Here is a 22,668-nt window from a genome sequence, read left to right on the forward strand (position 1 = left end):
CACCTACCAGCAGGGCGGAGCCGTCACCCTCGATCTGACGATGATCTACGGCGACGAACCGGACCTCTCGACGAGCATAACGCCGTCGAACGTCCAGAAGCCCACTGACAGCGACGTTGTCGCCTTCCATGGCTTCGATGTCAGCGTCGACGGGGCGACAGTCACGAAGCTCCAGAACGCGACGCTGCAGTTGTCGCCGAACGCTCGCTTCCATCGTGGGAACGGTCGCCATCCCGTCGACGCCGTCATCGGTGACGTCACTCCGACGCTCTCGACGACAGGCATCTACAGTGGCCCCGAAGAAATCGAGCGGGCGTACGGGTCGACTGGAGCGACGACACCCGCCGACCGTCTCGACGCAGTCAACGGGACGGTCACGACCACGAACGGCTCGGGGACGACCGACACGTACAATCTGACCGGTCTGAAGCCGCAGGGGTACAACTGGCAGGACCTCATCGCAGCGGACACGGACCTGACTGACCCGGTGACGTACAACATCAACGACGTGACGGTGGCCTAATCATGCCGCTTCGAACCAAACGCTACAACTTCACCGACGAGATCGACCGCATCGCAGACGAAATTGCCGACCTCCAAGCCCGGCTTGACGACCTCGACGAGGCTGACGGAGACACGGACCAGGCCATCAAGACGGTCCGGGGACAAATCACTTGGCTCGAAGCCCAGCAGCGAGGCGCTCGCTGGGCGCGCGACGAGGCACACCTCTCGGCCGACGAGGGCGGGGTTGTCTCGTGGGACCATCAGGTCGACAGCGTCGAACTTGCCGGGCTGACCGGCGGCGAGCTCGCCCGCGTCTCCAAAGAGGTCACCGACCCGATTCCTGCTGTCCGGCGCATCCACATGGTCGCTTTGGGGACCGAGGACGCACCGTTCCACGACGAAACAGCCCCCTACGGCGACCGCGTCGCCACGGTTGGTGACCTCCCGGCGGCGTACATCAAGTGGGCGTACGGCCGCGTCGACGACCTCTCAACAGTGGGAAACAGCGGCGGGACCGCCTCCAAGCACTCGCCCACGGCGACGCGGTCCCAGACGTCGACGAACAACTGATTGCTGACTATCGTATCGGCCTCGCGATGGTTCACGGCCACTCCCCGGAGCAAGCCCGCGAGTACTCGATGCGCGACCTCGAACTGATGGAGATCGTGAGCAACGCAACCGGAGGGCTGCTAAATGGCTGAAGACCAGGAGTTCGGAGCGGGTGCGACCCTCGCCGTCGAGGTCGACCGGCAGTCACTCCGCCACACTCGTGAGGTCATCCAAGATGGTATCGGCGACGTTGAGGTCGCAGTCCGGCCGGGTGCAATGTCGCCCAGCGTTCGGATGGATGGCGGTACGGCGTCTGCTGGTGGCGGTGACGCGACTCTGTCGATGCTTGCCGACGAGGTCCAACGCCACGGCGAGCGCCGGTCGAAAGAGGCTGCGCTCGGTCGTCAGTTACAGTCCAGCCAGCTCGAAGTCCAGAAGGCCATCTGGGAGACGCTCGACGATATCGCCCATGACGTCGACGGCCTCGAAGGAGGTGGTATCCTCGGTGGCGGTATCGCCGATCTCTTCCTCGAGGGCGGCGCAGGTGCTGCTGGCGAGGTCGTCGGTGAGCTGGCGGGCGAGCTGCCGGACACCCTCGGCGACGTGTTAGGGACGGCTGCCGGGGAGGTCCTCGGGCGAGCTGTCAGCGACTTGCTCCCGACGGGTGATGCGTCTAGCGTGTCGGTCGAAGAGCCCGAGTGGACGCCGCTGCAGGTCGAGACTCCCGGCGACGTCGGCGTCGACCAACCACAGTGGGGAGTCGAGGTTGAAAAGCCAGGGTGGAAAATATCGGTTGAAGAGCCGCCTGGGAATGAACCTGCACCGCATGACCGCGGGATAAACCCTGATCCACTCCTCGACCCGATTTCCAACCTCTTCGACGATAACGAGTTGCAAATTCCCAAGCCGGACTGGATTCCAATCTCGGTGGATGACCCGTCGCCACTTTCCGTCGAGGAGGTCGACCCACTTCAGGTCGAAGAAATCGAGCCGATTAGCGTATCGGTTAGCGTCTCAACGACACCCGGCGATACATCGTCGACGACCGATCCGTCCCAAGATGGAGAGATGGTCGCCGTCGACACCGGGACGCTTAGGGCAGGCCCAGAAGGTGCTGGAATCAACTTCACCGGGCCGTCTGTCAACAGTGACGGCGAACTCGACCTCGGCCGGTACAACATCGGCGGCGATAATGGCATCTCCTACGATGGCGCGCGTGTCCGAAACGTCCCACGGAACAGTTCGTCGCCATCGACAGCATCGTCGGAACCAGAAACGGTCAACAAAGAGACGACCGTTGACGTGACGATTGAGCAAGGGGATATCACCGTCGAAGCATCCTCGATTGACAAACTCCAGCGCAAAATGGAACGGAGAAGCCAGAAGCAAGTCGATGACGCGATTAACGAGCTCCGGCGGAAGCTCTCGCTGTAGTCACTTATGCAGCAACCTCAACCGCCCGGCGATGAGGCCGAGAAGGGCACCCGTGAAGTGAGTGTATAAAGCACTACCGGGGGCACTGTAACTCGAAGTTAGAAGTGCTGAAGCTCCTAATAATGCGAGTATACCCAACCACATCGGCAGCCCAAGGCGGTCCAATACGTACTTCGAGAAGAGGTTAGAGGCTAGCACGTACCCCATTAATCCGAAGGTTGCACCACTTGACCCAAGTGTCCCTGCGATCACGTACCCGCGGAAGGACATCGAAACGATCTGCACGGACCCAGCAACGACGCCTGTCACCAGAAAAAATAGGTGAAATCTGAGGGGTGTAGACGCCAGAGCGACGATACTACCAAATATCAACACCATCACTGCATTGCTTGCTAAGTGCCCTAGGCCTGCATGGGCGTAGATACTCGTCACGAGCGTCCATGGGTTGTCAGCCAACGGCGCACTTAGGACGAAGAACTCTCGTCTGAGTCCGAATGGCGTAGAGGCCCACGTCGCGACCGAGACGACGACCATTACGGCGAGCGTCTGTACGACCGGATTCCTCAGTACTGCACCGACGAGCGTCTCGTCCGCCCCCGGATGAGACTCCTCAAACCCGCTCCACTCTCCTGACATATTCTGAAACTGTCTCCTCCGACGAAATAAGCGTAGCCCCGCAACCGACTACGATTTTTCAGTACCCAACCACAATCATGACCACACGACTCACCGGCTGCGTCCTCGAAATCGACGCAAACCTCGGTGGACAAGAGCGCACAGGAGTATTCGAACTCGCCAAAGACTACGGCTGTGTCAGCGGAATCATCCGCGAATTCATCATCGGCCCAACTGGCGAGATTGGGGCCAGACTCGTCGGCAAGCTCGATGAGGAATTCGACACAGATGCGCTCGATGGGACCGGGAAAAACCGACGAGCGTTCGTCGTCGACGCCGGCGGAGGGACGCGCTCGTACGAGATCACCTGCACACTCTCAGAGACGCCATTCGGCGACCGGGGACACTTGCAGATGGGCACCACGGGGTCGCAGTCAGAGCTGACAAAGTTCGACGCGACCGGTGCGGGACCGAAAGACCAGGGAGATGTATTTTCGAAGTTCGCGACCGAGGCGACCACCGACTCGCTCAACCCCGCACGCCTTCATATCGGTCATCACCACGACGGCACGTACACAGTAGATAGCGAGCCGGGGCTGTACGAAGAGCCGCGACGCGTCTATCTCCCAGAGGGTCCTCGAATCACCGAATCGGAGGACACACCCTCGACCGTTGAAGTGCAGTTCACGTGCGTTCTGGCGGGGTCGTTCGAACGAGCACTCGATAGCGTCATCCAGGAGGAGTTCTGATGCGACGGAAGCTCTACACTTTGGCCACTCGCGATGAGGTGACACTCGCGCTGGGCAGTGAGTCGCGGCGAAACACGGCCGCCCAGTCGGCACTCTCGGGCGGTGTCTCAGTCTCCAAACCGGTATCGCTCGACCCGGGTCAGATACGATTCGAGTTCCTCGTCGCCGGCGACGGTGCAGACCGTGTCGCGTCGCAGTTCGAGGAGTTGCTGAACTCCGATTACCAGTACGTTCCGTTCTTCGGCGTCGGTGAACAGACTGACTTCGACGGTTACTACGTCATGAAATCGGGCTCGACGAAGCCACTTGACGCACAGTCGTCGGGGTCGATCCATCGCGTCGACAGTGTTCTCGAGAACGCCGGAACGCGACGGTCGCACTTCCGTTCGGCTGCACTCAACACTCAAGACGTTGACAACGACTTCGGGACTGGCACAGCGGCCGAGGTAGCCGTCCCGTCGGCCGCTTCACTCGTCCGGTGGTTCGACCCTGCATCCAACGTGGTCACCACGGCGGATTCGACGGCGACTCGACAGACACAGTTCGACCCGGTGGACGTCTTCGACGCCACGGCCGCGCCGACCACGCAGTCGGAACTCATCTACGACCTGCCGTTCGACGAGGTCGGAAAGACGGACGTCCGGGTGTGGGACTCGCGAGGCACGACGAAGGTCTCTGCAGAGGGGACGGGCAATACCATCGGCGTCGATTTCACGATCGGGAGCGCGACCATCGGCCAGCAGCAGCGGGTCGTCCAGTGGCAGCGCGTATTCGTCGAGAACCACGAGTTCGTGGGTGACATCGTCATCGAGAACGGCCTCCTTCGTCTCACGCTCGACGACATCAACCAGACAATCGCCGCCGAGGAGTGGGACGACACCAACGAGGCATGGAACCCGGTCTCGCTGGGCTCATCGTCCTGGACGCTCGTCGACGTCGACCTCACCCACGTCGGCCCAGTCGCCGTCGAGGCGCAGCTCCTCTTTGAGGACTCCGGGAGTTACCAGGCACTCGATATGCGCCTGTCGAGAGGTTCGACGGACGCGCTGTTCGCGACGCCGGCCAACGAGACGGCGCCGTCGACCGGTCTCAAGGACTTGCTATCGCCCATCGCGTTGACGAGCGATAAGACGGCGATGGAGTCACTCGGGCTCCGCAAACGGAGGGATGTGCGCCGATGAGTGCCGCTGCAGGCCGCGTTCCTTCCTCGGGATGGTACGTCGAAATCGTGCATCCCGATGGAAACGTCCTCTCGCCACAGGTCGACGATGGGGCAACACCACGGCCGAAACTCAAGGGGCTTCCAAAGGTCGAGTTACCGGTCGATCGCGACGACAAGTGGCTCGACGACGCCTTCGACCGCGCGACTATCCGGGTGTGGCAGGACGGCACGCGCGTCCCTGTCGAGACACTCATCGACCGGACACACCGCGATGACTCGACGGTCCTCACCGCCCGTGGGGGCGACGAGCTCACCAAACGTATCGAGCGCAACGTCGTCGAGCAGGAGTCCCACACGTTCGTCGGGAACCTCGTGAGCTCGGAGACATCGCTTGCGACGCACGTCGACACGCCGATCAACACGACGATTGTTAATTCACCGCTGCTGTCAGCCGATACGTCGACGGAACTCACGGACGCACTTCAGGAGGCCATTGCACCAACTGACCCCATCGAGGCGTCGGGTAGCGAAATCCGGTTGCTGGACTCGTGCTGGGTGTTTGAGGGAGAGGATTCGATTATCACCGGCGAATTCAGCGATGCCAGCTATTCTGGCGGAAAAGCGACTGGGATAGACTCTGGCATCTCATCAGCGGGTGACAAAGGCACGTGGTCGTTTACGCCCGAATACGATGTCCCAGCGAGCGCGGTCGCAGTCAATATCCGTGCGGACTTCCGCGACGGCGACGGTACAGGAACAGTCGAGCCTCCGGAATTCGAGATTCGACTGAACGGAAGTGTCCTCTTCAATGGTCAGTTCCTGACGTCGACGACGGGGATAGAGTGGAACGATTTTTCGACAGATAACGAGTACAACGGCCCAGACCTCCAAGCTGGGAGCGAGTATACGCTCACGATCGAAGTCACAGACGGCACAGTCGGCGACGCTGACGACCGCATCAATTTCGACGTACCAGTGGTCTACGATAATCGCTTCTCGTACACTTGGGACAACAGCGTCGACGCGAATGGCTATCTGAGCGGACCAGAGCGCAAGCCCGACCAGTGGGACGTCATCTTCGGCGAGATTCCGGCTGTCCAGTCTGTCTCCGGTGGACGTATCGAAGTCACGATGGACGACACAAGTGGAAATCAGCAACTCGCGCTCTCGGTTGACGATGGGTCGACGTGGTCAACAGCTTCGAACACATCGACGTTCGAGACGGACTTCGCGAGTTTGGGTAACGGCCTCACAGCCCGGGTTCGTTTGTCGAGATACGGCTCGCAAAGCGGTTCGACGCCCACATCGGGCGTCAGTGGCCAGTCGCTCGACGTGCTCGATTTGTTTGCGGACCTCGACACGACACCGTTGGTCTCGAACCAGGCGTTCGACGGCGAAATCGTCGACGTCGTCAACACAGTTGCGGATGATGCCAACGCAATCTGGGAGCTCGTCTGGGACGACTCTATCGGCGGGCTCGCGTTTGAGTGGACTCAGCCAGGCCAACGAACCGCTTCTGGAGACCCGTCCATCATCGACTTCGAAGTTGCTATTGACTCCTCGAGCGTCAACGAAAAGGCCGTCGTCTACGGCACATCAAGAGCAGTGCGCGACGAGGAGATTACTGCTGATCTGGGGACTCCGGCCGCTCTCGACAACCAGTACAACCAACCCGGCCAGGTCTCGATCCGTTCGAAGTCCGATGGCACAGAGTACACGCTCGGCGTTGACTACGAGTACAACGCTCTCGCCGGCAAGGTGACCGCACTCTCCGGCGGTGCGATTGCCGACGGCGAGACGCTTCTCGTCGACTATCAGGCGCGGGTTCGCGGTGAGTACTCGCTTCCGTCGTGGTCCGGAGACGAGACGCTCGCGACGACAAGGACGATACCCAACGCAACCACTGACCAGTCAGCGGCACAGGCGGCGTACGTGCTCGTTCAGCAGACTCACGAGCCAATCACGACTGCGACAGTAACTATCGATAAGCGGCCTGCTGGGTGGTCGCTCATCGACGCAGTCTCGCTCGCTGACCTCCCAGCACCGGCGATGGAGATCTGGTCACTCAAAGACAAAGACGGTCAAGTCATGTTGCAGTTGGGGAGTCGCGACCGGGTTGAGGATGTTGTTTCCCGACTGCAAAGCCGACTCGAATCCACCGCCAACAAGGTCTGATGCAGGAGAATTTTCTCATCATATATAAATATGGGTGTAGTCCCCCACCCCTTAATGCCAATATAAGTGAATGTACGTTCTCATCAACTGTAAGGAGGTGATGACATGAACACACGACCTGCTCGTTCGCAAGTCGAGATTGACTGGCTTCCGCCGTTCGGACAGCCAGAGGTCACAGTTGTCGGACGGGTTGCGCTGCCAGTCGCCATATTTGCGGCTGGATTGACTGCGTGGCTGGCTTCACGTAACTGAGCAACCACTCTCAATTTCTCATCACCAGTTTTCGCGCGATGACCCCACTTGGGGCGAGCGCCTGCCGGACGTAACACCGCGGTTTCCAGTACTCACAGACTCATGTTTGACACAGTTCCACCAGCAGTTGCATCGATCATCGCCCTCGCGATGACCGCACTCGGCGCGTTCCTTGCCGGTCGGAAGGGCCGTGCCCATGACCTCGCAGTCGACGTCGAAACCGAACTTCGTGAACTCTTCGACGAACAGGGCGTCTTTCCGTCGCCCGCAACGGCAGAGGTCGACCGTGACGACGTCGACGCGGCGCTCGCCGAAGCCATTCCGCGCTACGAGGAGTCGACGACCATCGAGACAGTGTTCTCGGACGGGACGTACCTCGCACCAGTGGCGGCCGACGTCCCGCTGTTGCGCACGCTCGCCGGCGGCGTGTCGTGGCTCCCCTACCGCCCAGAAAGGTTCGACTGCGAACAATACGCACAGGCCTTCGCGGTCTTCACGGCGTTCCTCGCCGGCACGAACACAGTGGGTATCGTCCTTGACTGGTCGGGGAACCATGCCTACAACGTAATCGTCACCGCAGCAGGTGGCGTCCGGTTCTACGACCCGTACGAAGACACATTCGTCGCCATCGGCGAAGGCAAGTACCGACTCGAGAACGCACTCATCATTTTCTGACCCATGGCTGACGAAATCTTCTACGAGCAGGGCGATGACGCCACCGAGGACAACTTCGGCCGGGTGTGGGGGCGGCCGAACATCATGGATTACGTCGTCCGTGGACTGTCGCTGTCAGATAACGGTGACGGAACGGCGACCCTCACCGCTGGCTATGCGACCATTCTCGACGGGATTCGTGGGTACCACGTCTACCCTGACTCGCGGACGGTAACACTCGTTGACTCCGGTGGGGTGAACCACATCTACCTCGCCATCGACGTCGACCACACGACGACGTCGAAAAACAACCAGGTGAGCGTCCACGTCGACGCCGACGACACACCGCCGTCGCTCCCAAATCTCAAGCTCGGGACAGTTGACGCCAGCGCTGGCACAGCCACCGAGACCAACCGTAACCCAGACGGAACATTCGAGAACCTCGAGGCGACGCGGAAGCTCGACATGCGGGGCAACCCCATCGACAACCAGGGTGTCACCTCGGTCGCCGACGAGACGGCGCTCGCCGACGGCGAACCCGGTCTTTATCGGCTCGAAGACACGGGCGACGTCGTCTACTTCGACGGCGATACGAGCACGAACTGAGCCATCTCCGATGAACCCAGCTGCGCCGCGGCGGGTGGGTGAGGGGACGACCGCGGGACATCCTGCAGGAGACTTTTCCATGCCACGAAAGCAATCGACAGCCAGACGCACCGATGAGCCAATTGAGACCGCCGACGCGGTCCTGTTGGCGACCAACACGCCGGGAGACGCACTTGTCTCGCTCAACATCGAGGCGACCGCCGACGCCAGCTACGCCGTCGACGTCCACCACGATGTTGGCAGCCGCACCACCCCCACAACCGGGTGGTTCGAAGACGAGATAGTCTACGACCAAGCCGACGTCGACGACCCACAAGACATCCGTGACACGTTCTACGTGGGTGACGCGTGGCTTCGAGTGCGCGTGACGGACCCCGCGGGAGCGGGCGAAACAGCAGACGTGACTATCCAGGAGGCACACTAATGGGAATTTTCAGATTCCTTCGAGAGTGGAAAGAGAAGGCAAACGGCGTCCTGACGGGACCGACGCTCGAGGCTGGTGAGGTGACTGCCGAAACGGCGACGCTGACCGACCTCATCGCCTCCGAGTCAATCAAGATCCCACAGTACGACGCGACCGCGAACGCCCCCCGGCAGTCGGGTATCATCGAGGTCCCGCCGAGCGGGTCCGATACGGCGGGATTCTACCGCTACGACTCGTCGAGCGACAGCTACGAGCTGCTCGACCAGTCCGGTGGGGTGTCGGCCGGTGATCTGTCTGGACTCAACATCGATACGGACAAAGACTGGGGCGGTTTTGAAATCACGAACGTTGGACCGAATGGGAGAGACGTGCCCGCAAGCGTGGAGCAATTAACCGTCACGGATTGGTCGGACCCGGTAGAAGACGAGTTCTACCGCCTGTTTGGCGGTGAATCAGATTTCACTACACAGGATAGTGTCGCTCTTAGCGGCAACGCGCTCAAAATGGATGTTGCCAGCGGAGCCCGCCGAATCGTCGGCACGGACCTCAACGCGGTGCCTCAAATGCGTGACGTGGTGGAGGTGCCGTTTTACTTCACCGACACGTCCGACATCCTCGAAATCGACATCGGTCGGCAGGGTAGTGAAGTCAAAGGGAGAATCCAGTTTGACGCGAAGAGCGACGTTATCGACGGCTTCGCGGAGGACGGAAACACGACTTACACGACACAGGCGGATATCAGTTCACACTTAAATGAGTGGTTGGTCGCACGGTTTGAGTGGTTAGACACTGGGCAGGTCAACATTCGGTTATTGGTCAATTCAGACGGCACCGAACTCGCGTACCGCGAAATGGCCGATTTTTCGACCATGGACGGCCTGTTCGCAATCGGCGGGTTCAACAGAGACAACCCCTCCACTATCTACGTCGAATCCCCGGTTATCACCAACCGACACGTGAGCGACCACGTGAACGAGGCTTCGGCGGGAGTGGTGGAACTCGGCGGCGACGTGGTCCGCCCACAGGGTGCGCTCGACGCGGGTCCGCATGAGGCGGTCGTCTCGGACACGACCGTACACGGCCACCTGCGAACGGACAACGCGCTCTTGTCGGGTGCCGACGTTTCGTTAGTCGAGTGGGACGGAGGCTACGGACAACGTCGCCTCGAAGCGCAGGCGGACGGTGAGGGAGGGTTTTACGGCCTTCGGCGACCTCTCGCAGACAGGATTAACAACCGCCTCTTGTGGCAATACGAGAGCCTCTCGGACGTGCCGGAGTTAGTCACGGGTGCGGATGTTACGAGCGCATCGTTCGCACTCACGGGGTACCCTCGCCGGTTGCAAATTGCACACGACGGTTCCGACGCAGGAAATCTTGGCGCGTTCTTCAAGCCGATAATCTCCCCGGCGTCGGTCGGGAGCTTCCGCCTCACGTTCCACAACGTCATATACAGCAGCAACGACCTCAAAAACCAAATTTCGATTGGGTTGTCCGATATTGACCCAACAACGTCAACCGTCCACGACTCGGGAAATGCCCTCATTTATAACCGACGACCGGACGGAAGCGGCGGAAAATACGAAGAACTCCAACTAAACGACGGTACAAAAACAGCCGGAGGGATGATTGTCGATTGGTCTACTCCTCACGACATCTCGTTTGAGTACGACGCAAATCAGTCTGTGGGGCGCGGGTTAGTCGATGGAGAACTCGCAGAAGAACTATCAAAGGAGCTACCAGACAAACCGATGCACCCAGTGATTCAATTAGTCGATAGCTCAGCCTCTACGGGAGAAACGCTTGAGTGCGAGCTTATTACGGTGGAGGTGATGTGAATGTCACAAAGCAATAATCAGGGCGGTTTGGAGGCAATCTACCTGTTTGAAAACGAAGATTACGACGGCGGTCGTGGCGCGTACCGTGACCGGAGCGGACATGGGCGGAACCTCTCACTCAATGGTGGCGTTGGTGTTCGCCAACCGTCGCCACTCGGGAGTAGTGCATTGTTTGACGGGGCCGACGACTATGGTCGAGCGGCCCCTCCAAACGGCGGCGACCACTTACTCGTGTCTGCGTTCCTTCGGTACCAGAAACCGACCGAGGACCCAAACGACTACGGCACGATTGTCTCGAATGGCCGCGAACCGGGGAGTGGTGAGGGGCCGAGCAAAGGCTGGTTCTTGGGAGTCAAGGGTGAGAACGTCCGACATGGCTTCGGAGACGGGTCTTCTGGCGAATACTACTACGTCCTCTCTCCGGGCTATGATAGGTGGTTCTGGACAACTCTAGCCATAGACACCGACACCGGAGTAGTTTCGATTTGGGTAGACGGCGAGGTAGAGCTATCTCAACAAACGACACTCACAGACTTCTGGGACCTAAATGATGAGTTATCTGTGGGGGATGCGCTCGGGCTATCTAAAGCAATCCCGGCGACAATAGCGGCGGTCGTTGTCAGCCACTCTAAACCGACGGCACGCCGGATTAAGCGGATGAAAGACATGGCTGCCCGGGGGGTGAGCTACCTGTGACTCTCTGTGCCCGCCACGTCGTCCGTTGCATGGTCACTGGTCCCCCGGACACGCTGGACGCTATCGCGTCTGACCTCCCGGACGGCGACGCGCCGTATATCGGCCCAGAATACGACGGCCCGCCCCGTCTCACGCCCGATGACGACCCAACACTCTCCGACGGCGAGGAGCGCCTCACGGCCCGTGTGTCGTTCGTGAGCGACACGGTGGAGGCCGACGGCACGACCTACGACGGGAGCGCCGAGGCAACAGCACTCTTCGACGCCCTCACGTCGCACGACCTCCCGAAAGACGCGACCGTTCGCCACTACCGCTCGCCGACTGGCGGGGTGACGTCCGCCGAAGTCCAGGCGTGGTACGAGGCGCATCCTGACGAACAGCCGGTCAACGACGATGGCGAGGCGTTCGTGCCCTCGAGTTGGGACCCGAGTCGGCACGTCGTCAGTGAGTTCTGAGGCCTATTTGTCAGTCCTCCGCTTCCGGAGCTCTTGATACAGCGATACCACAGTCTGAAGAACTCTAGCGGCTATTTCGAGTGCTACCAATTCGTCCATGGTCCGACCAAACCATGACGCGGACATAACCACCCGTTACGCTCCCACTCAACCCCTACTCTCGTGATGACCTCCGCTCGACGAGCGCCGACGCCGTCGACGAGCGAGCACGACCAACAATACCGGGCACCCGTGACGCGAGAGGGGCCGTCGCGGCAACCGAAATCCCTCACACCCATGAATGCGACTCCAAAAAGCACGGGCGTTAGCGGGGCTGATCTTCGCGGCGGCGTTCGCCGTCGCGTTGCTCGCCGACGTCCTCTTCCCGACGACAGCACAGCTCACAGGCAACCACATCACCGTCTTCGCGTCAGTTCTTTCGGCGCTGTTCGGCGTCGAGATTGCCCGCGCACGGTGGGGACAGCTCGCCGCCGCAGCGAGCGGCGCACTCTCGGGATGGCACGCCGCCGACCAGGAGGACAGTGATGACTGACGTCCTCACCCTCGTCAACTACGTCATGCTCTTCGCCGGCGCAGCGGGCTTTCTCGCCTACCCCGTCCTCGAGCACTTCTACGAACCCGACGTGAGTGGGTGGAAGCTCTTGGCCCTCGTCGCCATCTCGTTGGCGCTCGTGTTATTCGGCGCTGGTGCGTGGACTGGCGGTGTCGACCTCGTCCCAGTCCGGGCCCTCGCAGCGCTCTGTCTCGTCGCTGCCGAAGTCGGGGTGATCCGAGAGACTGTCACAGCAGCGTAGCCGTTGGACCACCTCTCAGAGTACTTTCGTAGTTGCACGTGTACTTGTAGTGAGTCCGCTCTTTCAGTTCGTTAAGGCTAGCGCTGCGACGACGTCTTCTACGTTGGCGGGGAAGGCGAGCGTTCGCAAACTCCGACCCACCGGCCGCTACTTTTGAGTGGAGTCTCTAAAACCACTATCAGTTTTCAGGATAAAAGCCGCTATCCTGACGAGTGCCACCAGTGTCAACGCTGGAATGCCGTTTTCGACCGTCTCACCCCCTGATTCGACGCCCGAAGATGTGGTCCTAGCACACCGAATAGGTCGAAAAGTACAACCAGACCGACTACAAACCGTATCTCGCTATACGAATATCAACGTCGCCTGCGTGCCTGCGTCCTCCTGGGCTTCCTCAGCCCACTCACCGAGGTGCTTGATGTCAGCCATCAAGTATCAAATCATCCACCGGTATGTCATCGAGCTTTATTCGGTCAGATGATGTGCTGTGGACCGATTGAATCGGCAGTCGGTCTTCGGGCACTCGGTCAATGACGTTGAGAGCAGCTGCGTATCCTGACCCGGACCAATCATCTTTTGATTCAATATTAATAGCCGAGTCGGTAGAGAGCGTGGCCTTCGCTGTCTCAAGTTTTTGCTTCACTCGTCCAACTTTCCCTCGGTAAGTTCCTACTGAAACCTCGAGTGCATCTGCTGCTTTCCGTTCACTTTGGTATGGGTTGCGGTAGGCAATTAGTGTAGCAAATTCTTTTGGCGAGAATAGTGTGCTCTCTTGTTCCTCTTTGATAATGGAAACAATCTGCTGCATCCACGCATTGAAAAAGTGCGTGCACAACTCTTCACTGTCATCTCGCTCTATGAACTGGGGGTCGAGGTCTGGCGCAAAGTAGTACCCCGTGTCGTATCCATTTTCACCCAATCCGGAGGGATAAGTGTGGTATCCCACAGCGACGCCGACAGGCGACTCATCGACAATAAATTCGTACCATTCCGACCGTGTCTGAGCCCAGTCTCTAAGGACCCGATGGACGCCTTTCTGGTGCCATTCCGCTCTCTTTTTCCCAGGAGCGATATTCATGATGTAGGCTGCTAAGCTAGACTCCATACAACTATCTCTTTCTGAGGAATAGTAAATCTATCTCTCCATTGGGGATTGTTCTGCCTCTGTAACTTAACCACCGCCAGCGTCACGGCGTTCGATAGTGTGAATTGCTGGCTCTGTTGAAGTCCTCAGAAATTCACAGGGGGTGCATTGCGTCAAAACATCTAATATACAAGAAGATATGAAATAAGCAATGGCTGACAAAATTGAGGTCCATGTAAGCTATGGCGCTGGCTTTGAGAACATAGTCGTAGACGAAATTAAAGAATCTGCCTCAGGGATTTTACTCCGCAATGAAGTTGAACAAACTGTTGGCTTTGTGACGTACGAGAACCTTGCCTACGCAAAACCAGTCGAAGAATAAGGCTGCCAGAAACCTCAGTTTTCCAAACACCCAATTGTCCACTTTTCCAGAGAATTTCTAAACACTAACCAACTCTAATTTAGATAAACTACTTCTGATTACCAGAGTAATCATGAGTAGCCGCCCCTATGAGATCAGAAATTGTGTGTTTGTCAAATTCGACATGATGTGAGTTAGGCATCAGTCTGTTCGATCGAGTAGCGTCGCTCGAGGTCGTCGAGTGCCTCCTGGACGTCGTCGGGTTCCATCTCCTCGACGGCGTCGAGACCGTGCTCAACGACGAGAGGTTTCAGGTGCCGGTCTTTCAGGACCTCGAAGTCGCACTCGTAGTTGAGGCGGTCGTACTGCTTGTCGAGGCGGTCCTTCATCGCGTCGGGTAGATAGACAGTCACGCCGTTCCATGCGCTCTTGACGCTCTCTGCGTCCCATGGATTCCTAACCGTCACTGCGTTCTCTGCGTTCATGTCGTTCTCTGGATTCTCTGTCGTGTCGTCCTGGTCGTCGGCGCTGTCGCCGCCGAACCGCCGGGAGAGTCGGTCGTTGATCTCGTCGTCGCTCATGGTTCCACCTCAGCCGCAATCGCGGCGTAGACATCGACCATGTCGGTCTCCTCGGCTTCGGGTCCGAAGATGGAGCAGTGAGCGTTCACGGTTCGCTCGATGGCGGCACGGTGGCGAACAACCCACACCGGAACTCGCCCCTCGAAGCGCTCCTCGTACCACTGCAGCATCCGCTTCTGTTCGTTGTCGAGCGGATAGTGGACGTCGGAGACGATGATGCCCGAGATGGCGATGTTCGTCCCGTAGTTCTCGTCGAGCGTGTCCAGCTGGCGCAGCAAGTGCTGGACGGCGAGCTTCGAGGACTCGTCGGCACGGACGGGGACGAGGAGGTTCTCGGTCGCGAGGACGACGTTGTCGTTGATCGGGCCGAGCGAGGGCGGGGCATCGAACAGGATGACGTCCCAGTTGTCAACGCCGTCGAACAGCATCTGCAGGCGCTGGCGGGGACGCATCCCGCTCGCAATGAGGTCCTGCTCAAGGGCGAACATATCGATGCTTCCCGGGAGAACGTCGAACTCGTCGTGAGCGACGACAAGGTCGTGAACGTCGTGGTCGTTCGGGTTCGCGAACGCATCGTAGAACGTCGGTGGTTCGCTGGTGTAGTAGTCCTCAAACCCGAGGCGATGCGTGAGGTATCCCTGAGGGTCGGCGTCGACGGCGAGGACGTCGAGGCCGCGGTCGGCGAGGGCGCCCGCGACGTTGATCGCGTTCGTCGTCTTCGCGACACCGCCCTTCTGGTTCGTGATTCCTATCCTGACGGTCATGGCATTCCTACCGCGCACGACGTTCCATGCGTTCAAATAACCACGTCAGACGCTTGAGAAAGAGATTGAGTCAGAACTGCAAGAGAACTACGACGCCGACAACCCACGCCCCAAGAGCAACGCCGATGAAGATACCCACGGAGAGGTACCACAGTCGCGATTTGTGTGGCGAGTAGGGCGAGTTGGACATCTGCAGGCCCCAGTCGCTCATCGCGACCAGAGCTCCCGGAGTGTCTCACGAATCTCGCCAGGGCGCCAGCCGCGCATCCACGGGTGCAGCGCGCGGTCGTAGCCCTCGAAGATGGGGATGGCGTCGACGGGCGCGCCCTCAACAAGCGCGTGGTTCTGTCCGGCCTGGAGGCGTTGGTTGAGATCCCACATGACGCCCGAAAGGGCTCCGTCAGGACGCTCGGTCATACAGCCCTCGCTGGCGGGTACATATCGTCCCACCCTGGCCGCGTCCAGCACCCGCACTCGGGACACTCAAGGACGAGTTTCCCCGGGAGTTCGACGACGTCGGCGTCGGAGCCGCACCCCGTGCAGATTTCTCGCCAGTCGGAGCGATCAATCACGTCGCCCACCCCGCCGACAGGCTCGACTGGTAGTCGACGTCGATTTCGTCGTAGCCGTGAATTTCTACGACATCGTCGTTGTGCCAGAACAGCGACCGTATCTCGCCGTCCTGCTGGACCAAGTACTTCACATTCCGTCCCTGGTACCGCTTCGGCATCCCGTCCTCTCGGGCAGGCGTCGACGGGTCACCCAACGCAAATGACCATGCCGGAATCCCGTAGTACTCCCGTTCACGCACCGCGAACACCTTTTGAATATCTCCATACGCAGTTTCGATTAGCGTACCGGGAGTGACTATGTCTGCAACTGTTGGCTGTTCGGGCGGTGTCACCCGGACGAAAATCCCGTCAGGAAGGACCGCCAGACGGTCGGTTATGCGCTCGGCGATGTCGTCAGCGCCTCCACACAGCCAGTCCCAGCCATCTCGCTGATATGGGTTGTTGGGAGGCCACTCTTCCCCAGATGCTGTTGGTGGTTCGTAGCTCACGACTCGACCACCATCCAGTCGGCCGTCGAGCTCACTGAGTACAGCATCCCGGGATGGACTTTTGAACACGATGACTCAGTACAGCGAACGAGCATCCGGCCGCCGTAACTCGTGGCGGCGACGTCCTCGACGACACCGGCGTACGACCCCGACTCGTTCGACCGGTCGATACGAACGACGTCGTCCACGTCTGGGAGCTCCGAGATACGTGCCTCGTGTTGTGCAGAGTCAGTCATGCAGACCACTCGTGCGAACACTCTCTGCAGCGGAGGATTTGGAGCGCTCCGAACTCGCTCATCGATTCTCTCGCCCTGACGAGTAGCTCCGCGTGGCCCGCTCCGCACTCTGGACAGACTGGCCGCGTCATCCCGACACCTCCTCGGTCTCGGCCGCCGACAGCTTCGAGTACCGACACACCTCGCAGTACTCCCGGTCGGTCGTCGGGGAAAGCGTGCCGTACAGAGCGTCTTCGTCGCGCCACAGATACCACACGCCGCCCTCGAAGTCCGGGCATAGTGGTGTCTCGTGGACGTCGCCGTCGTGGGCGACAACTCTCACAGCCCCGCCACCGAGCCAGCGCTCGCGACGGTCGAAGCACTCGACGCAGATGTCGCCGTGCGTGATGTGGGCCATGAGCCCGCAGCCGGGACAGACTGGGACGTCGTCGACGGACGCGACGTTAGGCATCGTCAGCCTCCTGGCTCCCACGCCACTGCGAACAGTGGTGTGCGTGGTCGTGGTCGCTCACGACGTGCCGGTCGCACTCGCCGCAGTACCTGCGGGCGAGGACACTTTCGTCGGCCGGGAGTTCGGGTGCGAGATCTTCGTGGTCAGTCATCACTACCCTCCATGCACGTCGTGCGTTCATTCCGTTCCATGCGCCCACTGCGAGTCGTGCGTTCATGGAACGCATCGCCCGAAGCAAACGACAGCCGCACGGCGAGGTTGGTAACCTGCTCGCGAAGCGCGTCGACGCCCCACTCGTTGCGGAGCTTCGCGTCGGCCCAGAACGCCCACTCGGGCGTCCCCCACATGGACTCGCGGCCGTCGCGACGGACGAGGTCGTCGGCGTCGAAGTCGCTCTCGTCCTGGCGGCCGCGGCCCTGGAGTCGGTCAAGGCGCTCGTCGAACGGGGCGTGGACCCACACCGTCGCCAGCGAGTCGAACCAAAGTTCGAGCGCTGGGATGGCCTCGGTGTCGCGCATCCCGATTACCACGACGGGCTTCGCGGGGACCGCGTCGGCGGCCTCGAGGCGGTCGATGATGTCCTGAGCGACGTAGTCCCCGCCGTCAACGTCGCGACGCATCGTCGAGTAGTCGCCGAGTGCGTCCGAGGAGAGGTCGTCCGTGGAGTCGACGTCGAAGTGGTCACGTGCGCCCTCGCGGACGATGTCACCTGTTTCGAGTTCGATAGCGTCGAGTTCGTCAGCGAGCATCTCGCCTGCGGTCGACTTCCCAGCGCCGGGCAGTCCGATCACGACGACGCCCTTACGGAGGTTCTTGGTGGGTGCCTCGTATCTATCGCGAGACTCACTCACAGTTCATCACCGTCCCATTCCGTCGGAATAGCGTCTTTCGGTTGGTAGAGCGGGTGGTTCGGGTGCCCGTCCATCGTGGTGTCGAGCGCCCACAGTACCGGCTCGTCGAGCATCGAGGCGACTTCTTCGGCACGACCGTGGAGCGAACCCTTCGCTCCCCACGCGACGATAACCTGTTGTGCGTTCTCGCAGACGTTTCGAAGGTGCTCGTCGTTGTCGGGGCCGATTGGGTCCGGGTGGTCTTCGAGTTGTGACGGGTCCGTTGCTCGCAGGCCAAACAGATTGGCGACGACGAGCGAACCGTATCCCCAGTCACGGGCGTAGTTGATGCAACGCCGAATCGTCGGGTCATCTTCCGTCGCGTCCGCCGTACTCGGGTTGAGCATCACGAACGCCAGAGTTGGTTTGCCCGAGTCCCACGTCCGCGAGAGTCGATAGCGGTACTGTCCGTCTTCGCTGATGACGGCACCAGCAGAGTTGGAACCGGCGAGCGTTTGCTGAGTACCGGATGCACATTGCTCACTCGGCATCGTCGAACACCTCTGGGAAGTCGTCGACGTGGAACGTGAGTTCGACAGTCACCGTGTGGTCCGAACCGTGGGCACACTTCGACTCTGCTACCTTCGCGCGAGACGAATCGAGAATCTCGTCTAACTCTTCGTCGAGGGCGTCACTGGTGAGCAACTTTCCGTCCGGGTTGAGAGTGCCGTACTCTTCCCGAAGTTCATCGTGGCGTGAAGTTCCTGTGCTCATTCCCAGAGGTCCTCCCAGTCCCAGTAGATGATTTCGAGCGTCGTCTCGGGCGTGATCTCTTCGTCCGGGTAGTAGCCTTCGAGTTCGTCGATGAGTTCCGCCGTGCTTCGGTACGTCCGGTGGCCGTCGATGTTTTCTCGTGCGGCCTGCTCGACGGTGATGTAACCAGTATCGGCGATGTGAACAGAGGCAAAGCGTTCACCTGACTCGTCGATTAGCTGGACGCGCTCGCCGGTCCTCGGCACATCATCGGTGATGCGGTAGGTGAGCGTCTTCCGGCCACCCAGAATCGCGTCGATGTGCTTGTCAGCGAAATTGAGTTTCCGGATTTGCTGAGTCCCCGTGCTCAAATCCATCAGTCGTCACGCTCCTTCGGCACGCGTCGAACATCCGTGTGAGTCGTCTGGATGAGTTCTCCACGGTACGTTCGCTCTGAGTCTGCCGATTCCTTCGCGTACTCTTCGTTCGGTGCCTCGACGACAACGGTTTCTCGGTGTTCCGTATAGAACGTGAACTCGAAGTGTGCCGGTTCGCTGTTCTGATAAGGACCGTCTACGTGGTAGACTTCGTCGTACTCTGAACTATCGAGAGCCTTCTCACGGGCGTCTTTCTCCGTGTCGGCAGTGACGGCTTTGCACTCGCCGTCGCGGTGGGTGCCTACCCAGACAGCCCACGCCGCACCTTCGACGAGCCTCTCAATCTTCGTGTTCGAATCCATCACTCACTCACCTCAAAATCAGTGTCACACGTGTAGCATCGGTATGCGTCGTCGGTAGATGATACTTTGTCTGAGCCACAGTGCGGGCACTCGTCAACGTCTCTTTCGTCTTCGATCTTGTAGAGCCGCCCCTGAATTTTGATGTGTCCTTCGGGCACATCTCCGTTTCCGCTCTTTCCCGTCGTCGGGAAGACAGTGAGTTCACTGTACTCTTGCACACCGTCGCCAGAGTAGGTGAACTCAATCTTCATGTGCGGCTTCTCGACGACAACCACGCCGGTTTTTCCAACGACGTGCGACGGAGTTTCGAGGCCTTCGTCGGTGAGTGCGAGTGTCTGGATAGCTGATTCCGTGTCTTGCATATCAGTACACCTCAGATTCGCTTTCCGTGACAGTCGTTTCACCATCGGGTGACGTGCTTACGACCGTCTTCACACGCTTGTCTCCCGGCGTGTAATAACTCAGGCAAGCCTCAGGGACACCATCCTGTTCAACTGCTACGTCTGCGGTTTTCTCTATGTCGAGAGTGCAGTAACTGCACGGGCGAACAGGATTCAACCACGAGGTCATTACGCTTTCCAGCTCGTGCGCCTGAATGTATCTGATTTTGTCGCCGTCGTATTCGAGCGGCTCAGTCCGGTGAAGTCGGTGACAGTGTTTGTCGGCGTGGAAGACTTCGCTGTTTCCAGAGGTGAACACCGTCGTCGATGCCGAGTGGTCCGAGTATGCGAAGGGCCTCGGACGGACTTCTACACCGTCTTGCATGAATGGTTGAATACGGTTCCATCGCTCGTCTTGCTGAGTACCAGCGTCGCTCATTGGTTAACAGCCTCGTAGTTGAATGCCGCAACACGGCAGTCTCGGTTCTGGCAGACGAACGAGATTCCGTTCCCGTTCCCCTTGCCGGTCTGTTCACAGCCTGGACACTGTTGAGTACCAGCGTCGGATGTTTCACTCATCAGTAATCGTACCCCGTTCCACACCGCGTACACCGAACGCGGTGCTCAGTTTGTTCCCACTCGATCGATAGTCGATACTCGTCGGCGTCGAAGTCCGTCGCATCCCACATCCCGACGACCATGCGCCCGGTCGCGACCTCTTCGTCGACGAGGTCGCCGCCACAGTCGCAGGTGTCGACGCGCTCAGTCGCGACAATTCTCGAACCCTTCTCCGTCGGGTAAGTGGTCTGGTCCGTCGGCGGGACTGGGGGCGTCGGTTTCTGTTCGCCGGTACTTTCAGCCATCGTAAGTCTCCGTACGCTCCATGTGTTCATGTTTTTCAGTGCATTCAATGCGCCCCATCCGTTCATGGAACGCATCGCTCGAAGAGAACAACATCACGGTTTCAGACATGGAATGTCACCTCGACGCCGTTGACTTCCAAAACACGGTCACCGCACTCGGGGCATTCGGTAGTGACGTGATCTGGGAAATGCAGCTTCCCATACCCGTCCGCCCGAACAGCAGTCTTCTCGGTTTCGAACTCCTCGACCCACCCATCGCAGAACTCAGGCTCGATATCCGGCGTCATGCACCGGACAACGAGTTTCTCCGAGACGAGTGCTGCAGGGACGTGGTCGAAGCCGTCGGGAATCACTTTTGAATCGTTCGACTGGCTCATCGTCGTGAATCCACCTCCAGTATCTCGTCGAGCGTGTCCCGCAGTTCCTCCGTCGCCTCGCGGTCCATCGAGATGATTTGAACGCAGTCACGACCGGCGTAACTGTACCGAGCCGAGAGTTCAGTGCCGAAGCTTCCGCCAGGGACGTGCTGCAGTTTGAACTCGACATCGTCGTCGTCGAACACCCTCATCTCGATTTCGGCCGGCTCAATCTGCATGAAGAACCGGTCGGGAGCCGGAAGGTCGGTGAAACGCTCCGTCACGACAACATCGCCTCCTTCGCGTTCTGCAGCTTCTGAAACTCCGCGTGGCTGCCACCCCTGTCGGGATGCACTTCGTGGAGTTTCTCGCGGTACGCGTCCTCGACCTCATCTTCCGACGCGTCGGGGTCAACGCCGAGAACGTGGTGCGGTGATCGCGACGCCGGCGCTGCAACGACGTCGTCTGCCGAGGGAAGCCTCGCTGCGGCGAACTCGTCCTCACCGGTGACGACACCGCGCTGTGAGCGCATGCGCGTCTCGTGAATCCACTTGTAGACCTCGCGAACGTTGTCACGAAGCCGGGAGTAACGATCACACGCGACCGCGAATTGCTCGCCGTTTTTCGACCACCGCATCACGAATCCAGGGTCGTCGGGCCGGGCGTTGTGCCGCGGCAGGCTGTTCGAGAGCGTGTGTTGGTTCCCGATCGAGGCCCCCCAGTCGTCGACGTCCATCCGGCCCATCTCTGTCTCGAGGTCGGACGTCGTCTGGCCGAGGCTCGCTCGGTAGTTGTTGTTCTTGGTGCGTTCGTGCGCTGGCGTGCGCTCGAAGCCTGGCAGCCAATCGAGGTCGCTCACAGTGCGAGCACCTCCAGACACTGTTCAGTCGGTCTAAGAGTGAGTTGTTGAGTCGTCATCTGTTTCCTCCTCGCGAGGGTCCTCGACGAACTCGTAGAGTCCGCGAGACACCTTGCGAATCCACCCGGCGTCGTTCAAACGCCGAAGATGGTACTCGACGTTGGATTTCGAGATGCCGGTTTCGTCGATGATGAACCGCGGGTTAGCGCGCCCCCACGGATTGCCGTTCTCACGGCCGCGTTTGAAGATGTCCAGCACCTCATCGGTCCCATCGCTGGGAGCGAAACTTCGATTTATGTCGTCGTTCGCCATCGCGCTACTCATCGAGTACCACATGACATAGTTCGTTGCCATATGTAATAAATAGTGTGTTGCATTAAGCTAAGCACTATGCAAAGCATAGCTTTATAGTAGTCGGCCTCGAAGTAGTAACTGTGAGGCGCGGACCGT

Annotated in this window: 37 protein-coding genes; 15 read left to right on the forward strand and 22 right to left on the reverse strand. The window is 59.6% G+C overall.

What is annotated here, in order from left to right; all coding sequences use genetic code 11:
- The 3 genes from C453_RS20205 to C453_RS12460 all read left to right on the forward strand — a co-directional run.
- Positions 1–523, forward strand: a 523-nt coding sequence (locus C453_RS20205) for a phage tail tube protein (RefSeq protein ID WP_008324938.1), incomplete at its 5' end; no start/stop codon positions are given.
- A gap of 2 nt (positions 524–525) precedes the next feature.
- The gene (locus C453_RS12455) at positions 526–1,074 is read left to right on the forward strand and encodes a hypothetical protein (protein ID WP_008324939.1); all 549 of its coding nucleotides are present in this window, start codon (positions 526–528) and stop codon (positions 1,072–1,074) included.
- Between the two features lie 123 nt (positions 1,075–1,197).
- Positions 1,198–2,487 carry a hypothetical protein gene (locus C453_RS12460; RefSeq protein WP_008324941.1) on the forward strand — a complete coding sequence of 430 codons (1,290 nt, stop codon included), beginning with the start codon at positions 1,198–1,200 and terminating at the stop codon, positions 2,485–2,487.
- Here the strand turns inward: C453_RS12460 and C453_RS12465 are convergent, their stop codons facing one another.
- Entirely contained in the window at positions 2,488–3,123 is a 636-nt protein-coding gene (locus tag C453_RS12465) for a rhomboid family intramembrane serine protease (protein ID WP_008324942.1), read from the reverse strand.
- A gap of 77 nt (positions 3,124–3,200) precedes the next feature.
- Between C453_RS12465 and C453_RS12470 the strand changes: the two genes are divergently transcribed.
- The 11 genes from C453_RS12470 to C453_RS12520 all read left to right on the forward strand — a co-directional run bounded on the left by C453_RS12470 (position 3,201) and on the right by C453_RS12520 (position 12,904).
- Positions 3,201–3,851, forward strand: a complete 651-nt coding sequence (locus tag C453_RS12470) for a hypothetical protein (RefSeq protein WP_008324943.1) — start codon at positions 3,201–3,203, stop codon at positions 3,849–3,851.
- Positions 3,851–5,032, forward strand: coding sequence for a hypothetical protein (locus C453_RS12475; protein WP_008324944.1), 1,182 nt, complete (start codon positions 3,851–3,853; stop codon positions 5,030–5,032). The genes C453_RS12470 and C453_RS12475 overlap by 1 nt, the downstream gene beginning before the upstream one ends.
- The gene (locus C453_RS12480; protein WP_008324946.1) at positions 5,029–7,188 is read left to right on the forward strand and encodes a hypothetical protein; all 2,160 of its coding nucleotides are present in this window, start codon (positions 5,029–5,031) and stop codon (positions 7,186–7,188) included. The genes C453_RS12475 and C453_RS12480 overlap by 4 nt, the downstream gene beginning before the upstream one ends.
- Positions 7,189–7,542: 354 nt before the next feature.
- A complete protein-coding gene (locus tag C453_RS12485; protein WP_008324947.1) occupies positions 7,543–8,115 on the forward strand; it encodes a hypothetical protein in 573 nt (190 codons plus the stop codon).
- Between the two features lie 3 nt (positions 8,116–8,118).
- On the forward strand, positions 8,119–8,700 hold the full coding sequence (locus C453_RS12490; protein ID WP_008324948.1) for a hypothetical protein: 582 nt from the start codon (positions 8,119–8,121) through the stop codon (positions 8,698–8,700).
- Between the two features lie 79 nt (positions 8,701–8,779).
- On the forward strand, positions 8,780–9,124 hold the full coding sequence (locus C453_RS12495; protein WP_008324949.1) for a hypothetical protein: 345 nt from the start codon (positions 8,780–8,782) through the stop codon (positions 9,122–9,124).
- The gene (locus C453_RS12500; RefSeq protein ID WP_008324950.1) at positions 9,124–10,959 is read left to right on the forward strand and encodes a hypothetical protein; all 1,836 of its coding nucleotides are present in this window, start codon (positions 9,124–9,126) and stop codon (positions 10,957–10,959) included. Before C453_RS12495 ends, C453_RS12500 begins: the two co-directional genes overlap by 1 nt.
- Positions 10,960–11,655 (forward strand): hypothetical protein, encoded by a 696-nt coding sequence (locus C453_RS12505; protein WP_008324951.1) that lies wholly within the window; start codon positions 10,960–10,962, stop codon positions 11,653–11,655.
- 29 nt (positions 11,656–11,684) lie between these two features.
- Positions 11,685–12,110 carry a hypothetical protein gene (locus C453_RS12510; protein ID WP_008324952.1) on the forward strand — a complete coding sequence of 142 codons (426 nt, stop codon included), beginning with the start codon at positions 11,685–11,687 and terminating at the stop codon, positions 12,108–12,110.
- A gap of 280 nt (positions 12,111–12,390) precedes the next feature.
- Complete coding sequence (locus tag C453_RS12515) at positions 12,391–12,642, forward strand: hypothetical protein (RefSeq protein ID WP_008324953.1); 252 nt, start codon at positions 12,391–12,393, stop codon at positions 12,640–12,642.
- Positions 12,635–12,904, forward strand: coding sequence for a hypothetical protein (locus C453_RS12520; protein ID WP_008324954.1), 270 nt, complete (start codon positions 12,635–12,637; stop codon positions 12,902–12,904). The genes C453_RS12515 and C453_RS12520 overlap by 8 nt, the downstream gene beginning before the upstream one ends.
- A 418-nt stretch (positions 12,905–13,322) precedes the next feature.
- On the opposite strand, the gene C453_RS12525 is transcribed toward C453_RS12520, so the two are convergent.
- The gene (locus tag C453_RS12525; RefSeq protein ID WP_008324956.1) at positions 13,323–14,006 is read right to left on the reverse strand and encodes a hypothetical protein; all 684 of its coding nucleotides are present in this window, start codon (positions 14,004–14,006) and stop codon (positions 13,323–13,325) included.
- A 190-nt stretch (positions 14,007–14,196) separates the two neighbouring features.
- Between C453_RS12525 and C453_RS20210 the strand changes: the two genes are divergently transcribed.
- Complete coding sequence (locus tag C453_RS20210) at positions 14,197–14,367, forward strand: hypothetical protein (RefSeq protein ID WP_160163401.1); 171 nt, start codon at positions 14,197–14,199, stop codon at positions 14,365–14,367.
- Positions 14,368–14,540: 173 nt separating this feature from the next.
- On the opposite strand, the gene C453_RS12530 is transcribed toward C453_RS20210, so the two are convergent.
- The 20 genes from C453_RS12530 to C453_RS12615 form a co-directional block, all read right to left on the reverse strand.
- Positions 14,541–14,927, reverse strand: coding sequence for a hypothetical protein (locus C453_RS12530; protein ID WP_008324962.1), 387 nt, complete (start codon positions 14,925–14,927; stop codon positions 14,541–14,543).
- Positions 14,924–15,691 (reverse strand): ParA family protein, encoded by a 768-nt coding sequence (locus tag C453_RS12535; RefSeq protein WP_008324964.1) that lies wholly within the window; start codon positions 15,689–15,691, stop codon positions 14,924–14,926. Before C453_RS12535 ends, C453_RS12530 begins: the two co-directional genes overlap by 4 nt.
- A 70-nt stretch (positions 15,692–15,761) precedes the next feature.
- Positions 15,762–15,902 (reverse strand): hypothetical protein, encoded by a 141-nt coding sequence (locus C453_RS20215; protein WP_160163402.1) that lies wholly within the window; start codon positions 15,900–15,902, stop codon positions 15,762–15,764.
- Positions 15,899–16,141, reverse strand: coding sequence for a hypothetical protein (locus C453_RS12540; protein WP_152418057.1), 243 nt, complete (start codon positions 16,139–16,141; stop codon positions 15,899–15,901). The genes C453_RS20215 and C453_RS12540 overlap by 4 nt, the downstream gene beginning before the upstream one ends.
- Positions 16,142–16,259: 118 nt before the next feature.
- Positions 16,260–16,751, reverse strand: a complete 492-nt coding sequence (locus C453_RS12545; RefSeq protein WP_008324966.1) for a hypothetical protein — start codon at positions 16,749–16,751, stop codon at positions 16,260–16,262.
- Positions 16,748–16,987: a hypothetical protein gene (locus tag C453_RS12550; protein WP_008324967.1), complete on the reverse strand. Its 240-nt coding sequence runs from the start codon at positions 16,985–16,987 to the stop codon at positions 16,748–16,750. Before C453_RS12550 ends, C453_RS12545 begins: the two co-directional genes overlap by 4 nt.
- A 127-nt stretch (positions 16,988–17,114) precedes the next feature.
- The gene (locus C453_RS12555; RefSeq protein ID WP_008324968.1) at positions 17,115–17,438 is read right to left on the reverse strand and encodes a hypothetical protein; all 324 of its coding nucleotides are present in this window, start codon (positions 17,436–17,438) and stop codon (positions 17,115–17,117) included.
- Positions 17,431–17,589 (reverse strand): hypothetical protein, encoded by a 159-nt coding sequence (locus C453_RS20220; RefSeq protein WP_160163403.1) that lies wholly within the window; start codon positions 17,587–17,589, stop codon positions 17,431–17,433. The genes C453_RS12555 and C453_RS20220 overlap by 8 nt, the downstream gene beginning before the upstream one ends.
- Positions 17,582–18,289: an AAA family ATPase gene (locus C453_RS12560; RefSeq protein ID WP_008324969.1), complete on the reverse strand. Its 708-nt coding sequence runs from the start codon at positions 18,287–18,289 to the stop codon at positions 17,582–17,584. The genes C453_RS20220 and C453_RS12560 overlap by 8 nt, the downstream gene beginning before the upstream one ends.
- The gene (locus C453_RS12565; protein WP_008324971.1) at positions 18,286–18,819 is read right to left on the reverse strand and encodes a DUF1643 domain-containing protein; all 534 of its coding nucleotides are present in this window, start codon (positions 18,817–18,819) and stop codon (positions 18,286–18,288) included. The genes C453_RS12560 and C453_RS12565 overlap by 4 nt, the downstream gene beginning before the upstream one ends.
- Positions 18,809–19,042, reverse strand: a complete 234-nt coding sequence (locus C453_RS12570) for a hypothetical protein (RefSeq protein WP_008324974.1) — start codon at positions 19,040–19,042, stop codon at positions 18,809–18,811. The genes C453_RS12565 and C453_RS12570 overlap by 11 nt, the downstream gene beginning before the upstream one ends.
- Complete coding sequence (locus tag C453_RS12575) at positions 19,039–19,398, reverse strand: ASCH domain-containing protein (RefSeq protein ID WP_008324975.1); 360 nt, start codon at positions 19,396–19,398, stop codon at positions 19,039–19,041. Before C453_RS12575 ends, C453_RS12570 begins: the two co-directional genes overlap by 4 nt.
- Entirely contained in the window at positions 19,398–19,760 is a 363-nt protein-coding gene (locus tag C453_RS12580) for a hypothetical protein (RefSeq protein WP_008324976.1), read from the reverse strand. The genes C453_RS12575 and C453_RS12580 overlap by 1 nt, the downstream gene beginning before the upstream one ends.
- Positions 19,760–20,122 (reverse strand): hypothetical protein, encoded by a 363-nt coding sequence (locus C453_RS12585; RefSeq protein WP_008324977.1) that lies wholly within the window; start codon positions 20,120–20,122, stop codon positions 19,760–19,762. Before C453_RS12585 ends, C453_RS12580 begins: the two co-directional genes overlap by 1 nt.
- Position 20,123: 1 nt before the next feature.
- Entirely contained in the window at positions 20,124–20,579 is a 456-nt protein-coding gene (locus tag C453_RS12590; RefSeq protein ID WP_008324978.1) for a hypothetical protein, read from the reverse strand.
- 139 nt (positions 20,580–20,718) lie between these two features.
- Positions 20,719–21,003 carry a hypothetical protein gene (locus C453_RS12595; protein WP_008324979.1) on the reverse strand — a complete coding sequence of 95 codons (285 nt, stop codon included), beginning with the start codon at positions 21,001–21,003 and terminating at the stop codon, positions 20,719–20,721.
- Between the two features lie 101 nt (positions 21,004–21,104).
- Positions 21,105–21,380, reverse strand: a complete 276-nt coding sequence (locus C453_RS19990) for a hypothetical protein (protein ID WP_152418058.1) — start codon at positions 21,378–21,380, stop codon at positions 21,105–21,107.
- Entirely contained in the window at positions 21,377–21,643 is a 267-nt protein-coding gene (locus C453_RS12605) for a hypothetical protein (protein ID WP_008324981.1), read from the reverse strand. Before C453_RS12605 ends, C453_RS19990 begins: the two co-directional genes overlap by 4 nt.
- Positions 21,640–22,218 (reverse strand): J domain-containing protein, encoded by a 579-nt coding sequence (locus C453_RS12610; protein WP_008324982.1) that lies wholly within the window; start codon positions 22,216–22,218, stop codon positions 21,640–21,642. The genes C453_RS12605 and C453_RS12610 overlap by 4 nt, the downstream gene beginning before the upstream one ends.
- A 33-nt stretch (positions 22,219–22,251) precedes the next feature.
- Positions 22,252–22,572 (reverse strand): winged helix-turn-helix domain-containing protein, encoded by a 321-nt coding sequence (locus C453_RS12615; protein ID WP_008324983.1) that lies wholly within the window; start codon positions 22,570–22,572, stop codon positions 22,252–22,254.
- Positions 22,573–22,668 lie beyond the last annotated feature (96 nt).

The organism is Haloferax elongans ATCC BAA-1513 (assembly GCF_000336755.1).
Classification (GTDB): Archaea; Halobacteriota; Halobacteria; order Halobacteriales; family Haloferacaceae; genus Haloferax; species Haloferax elongans.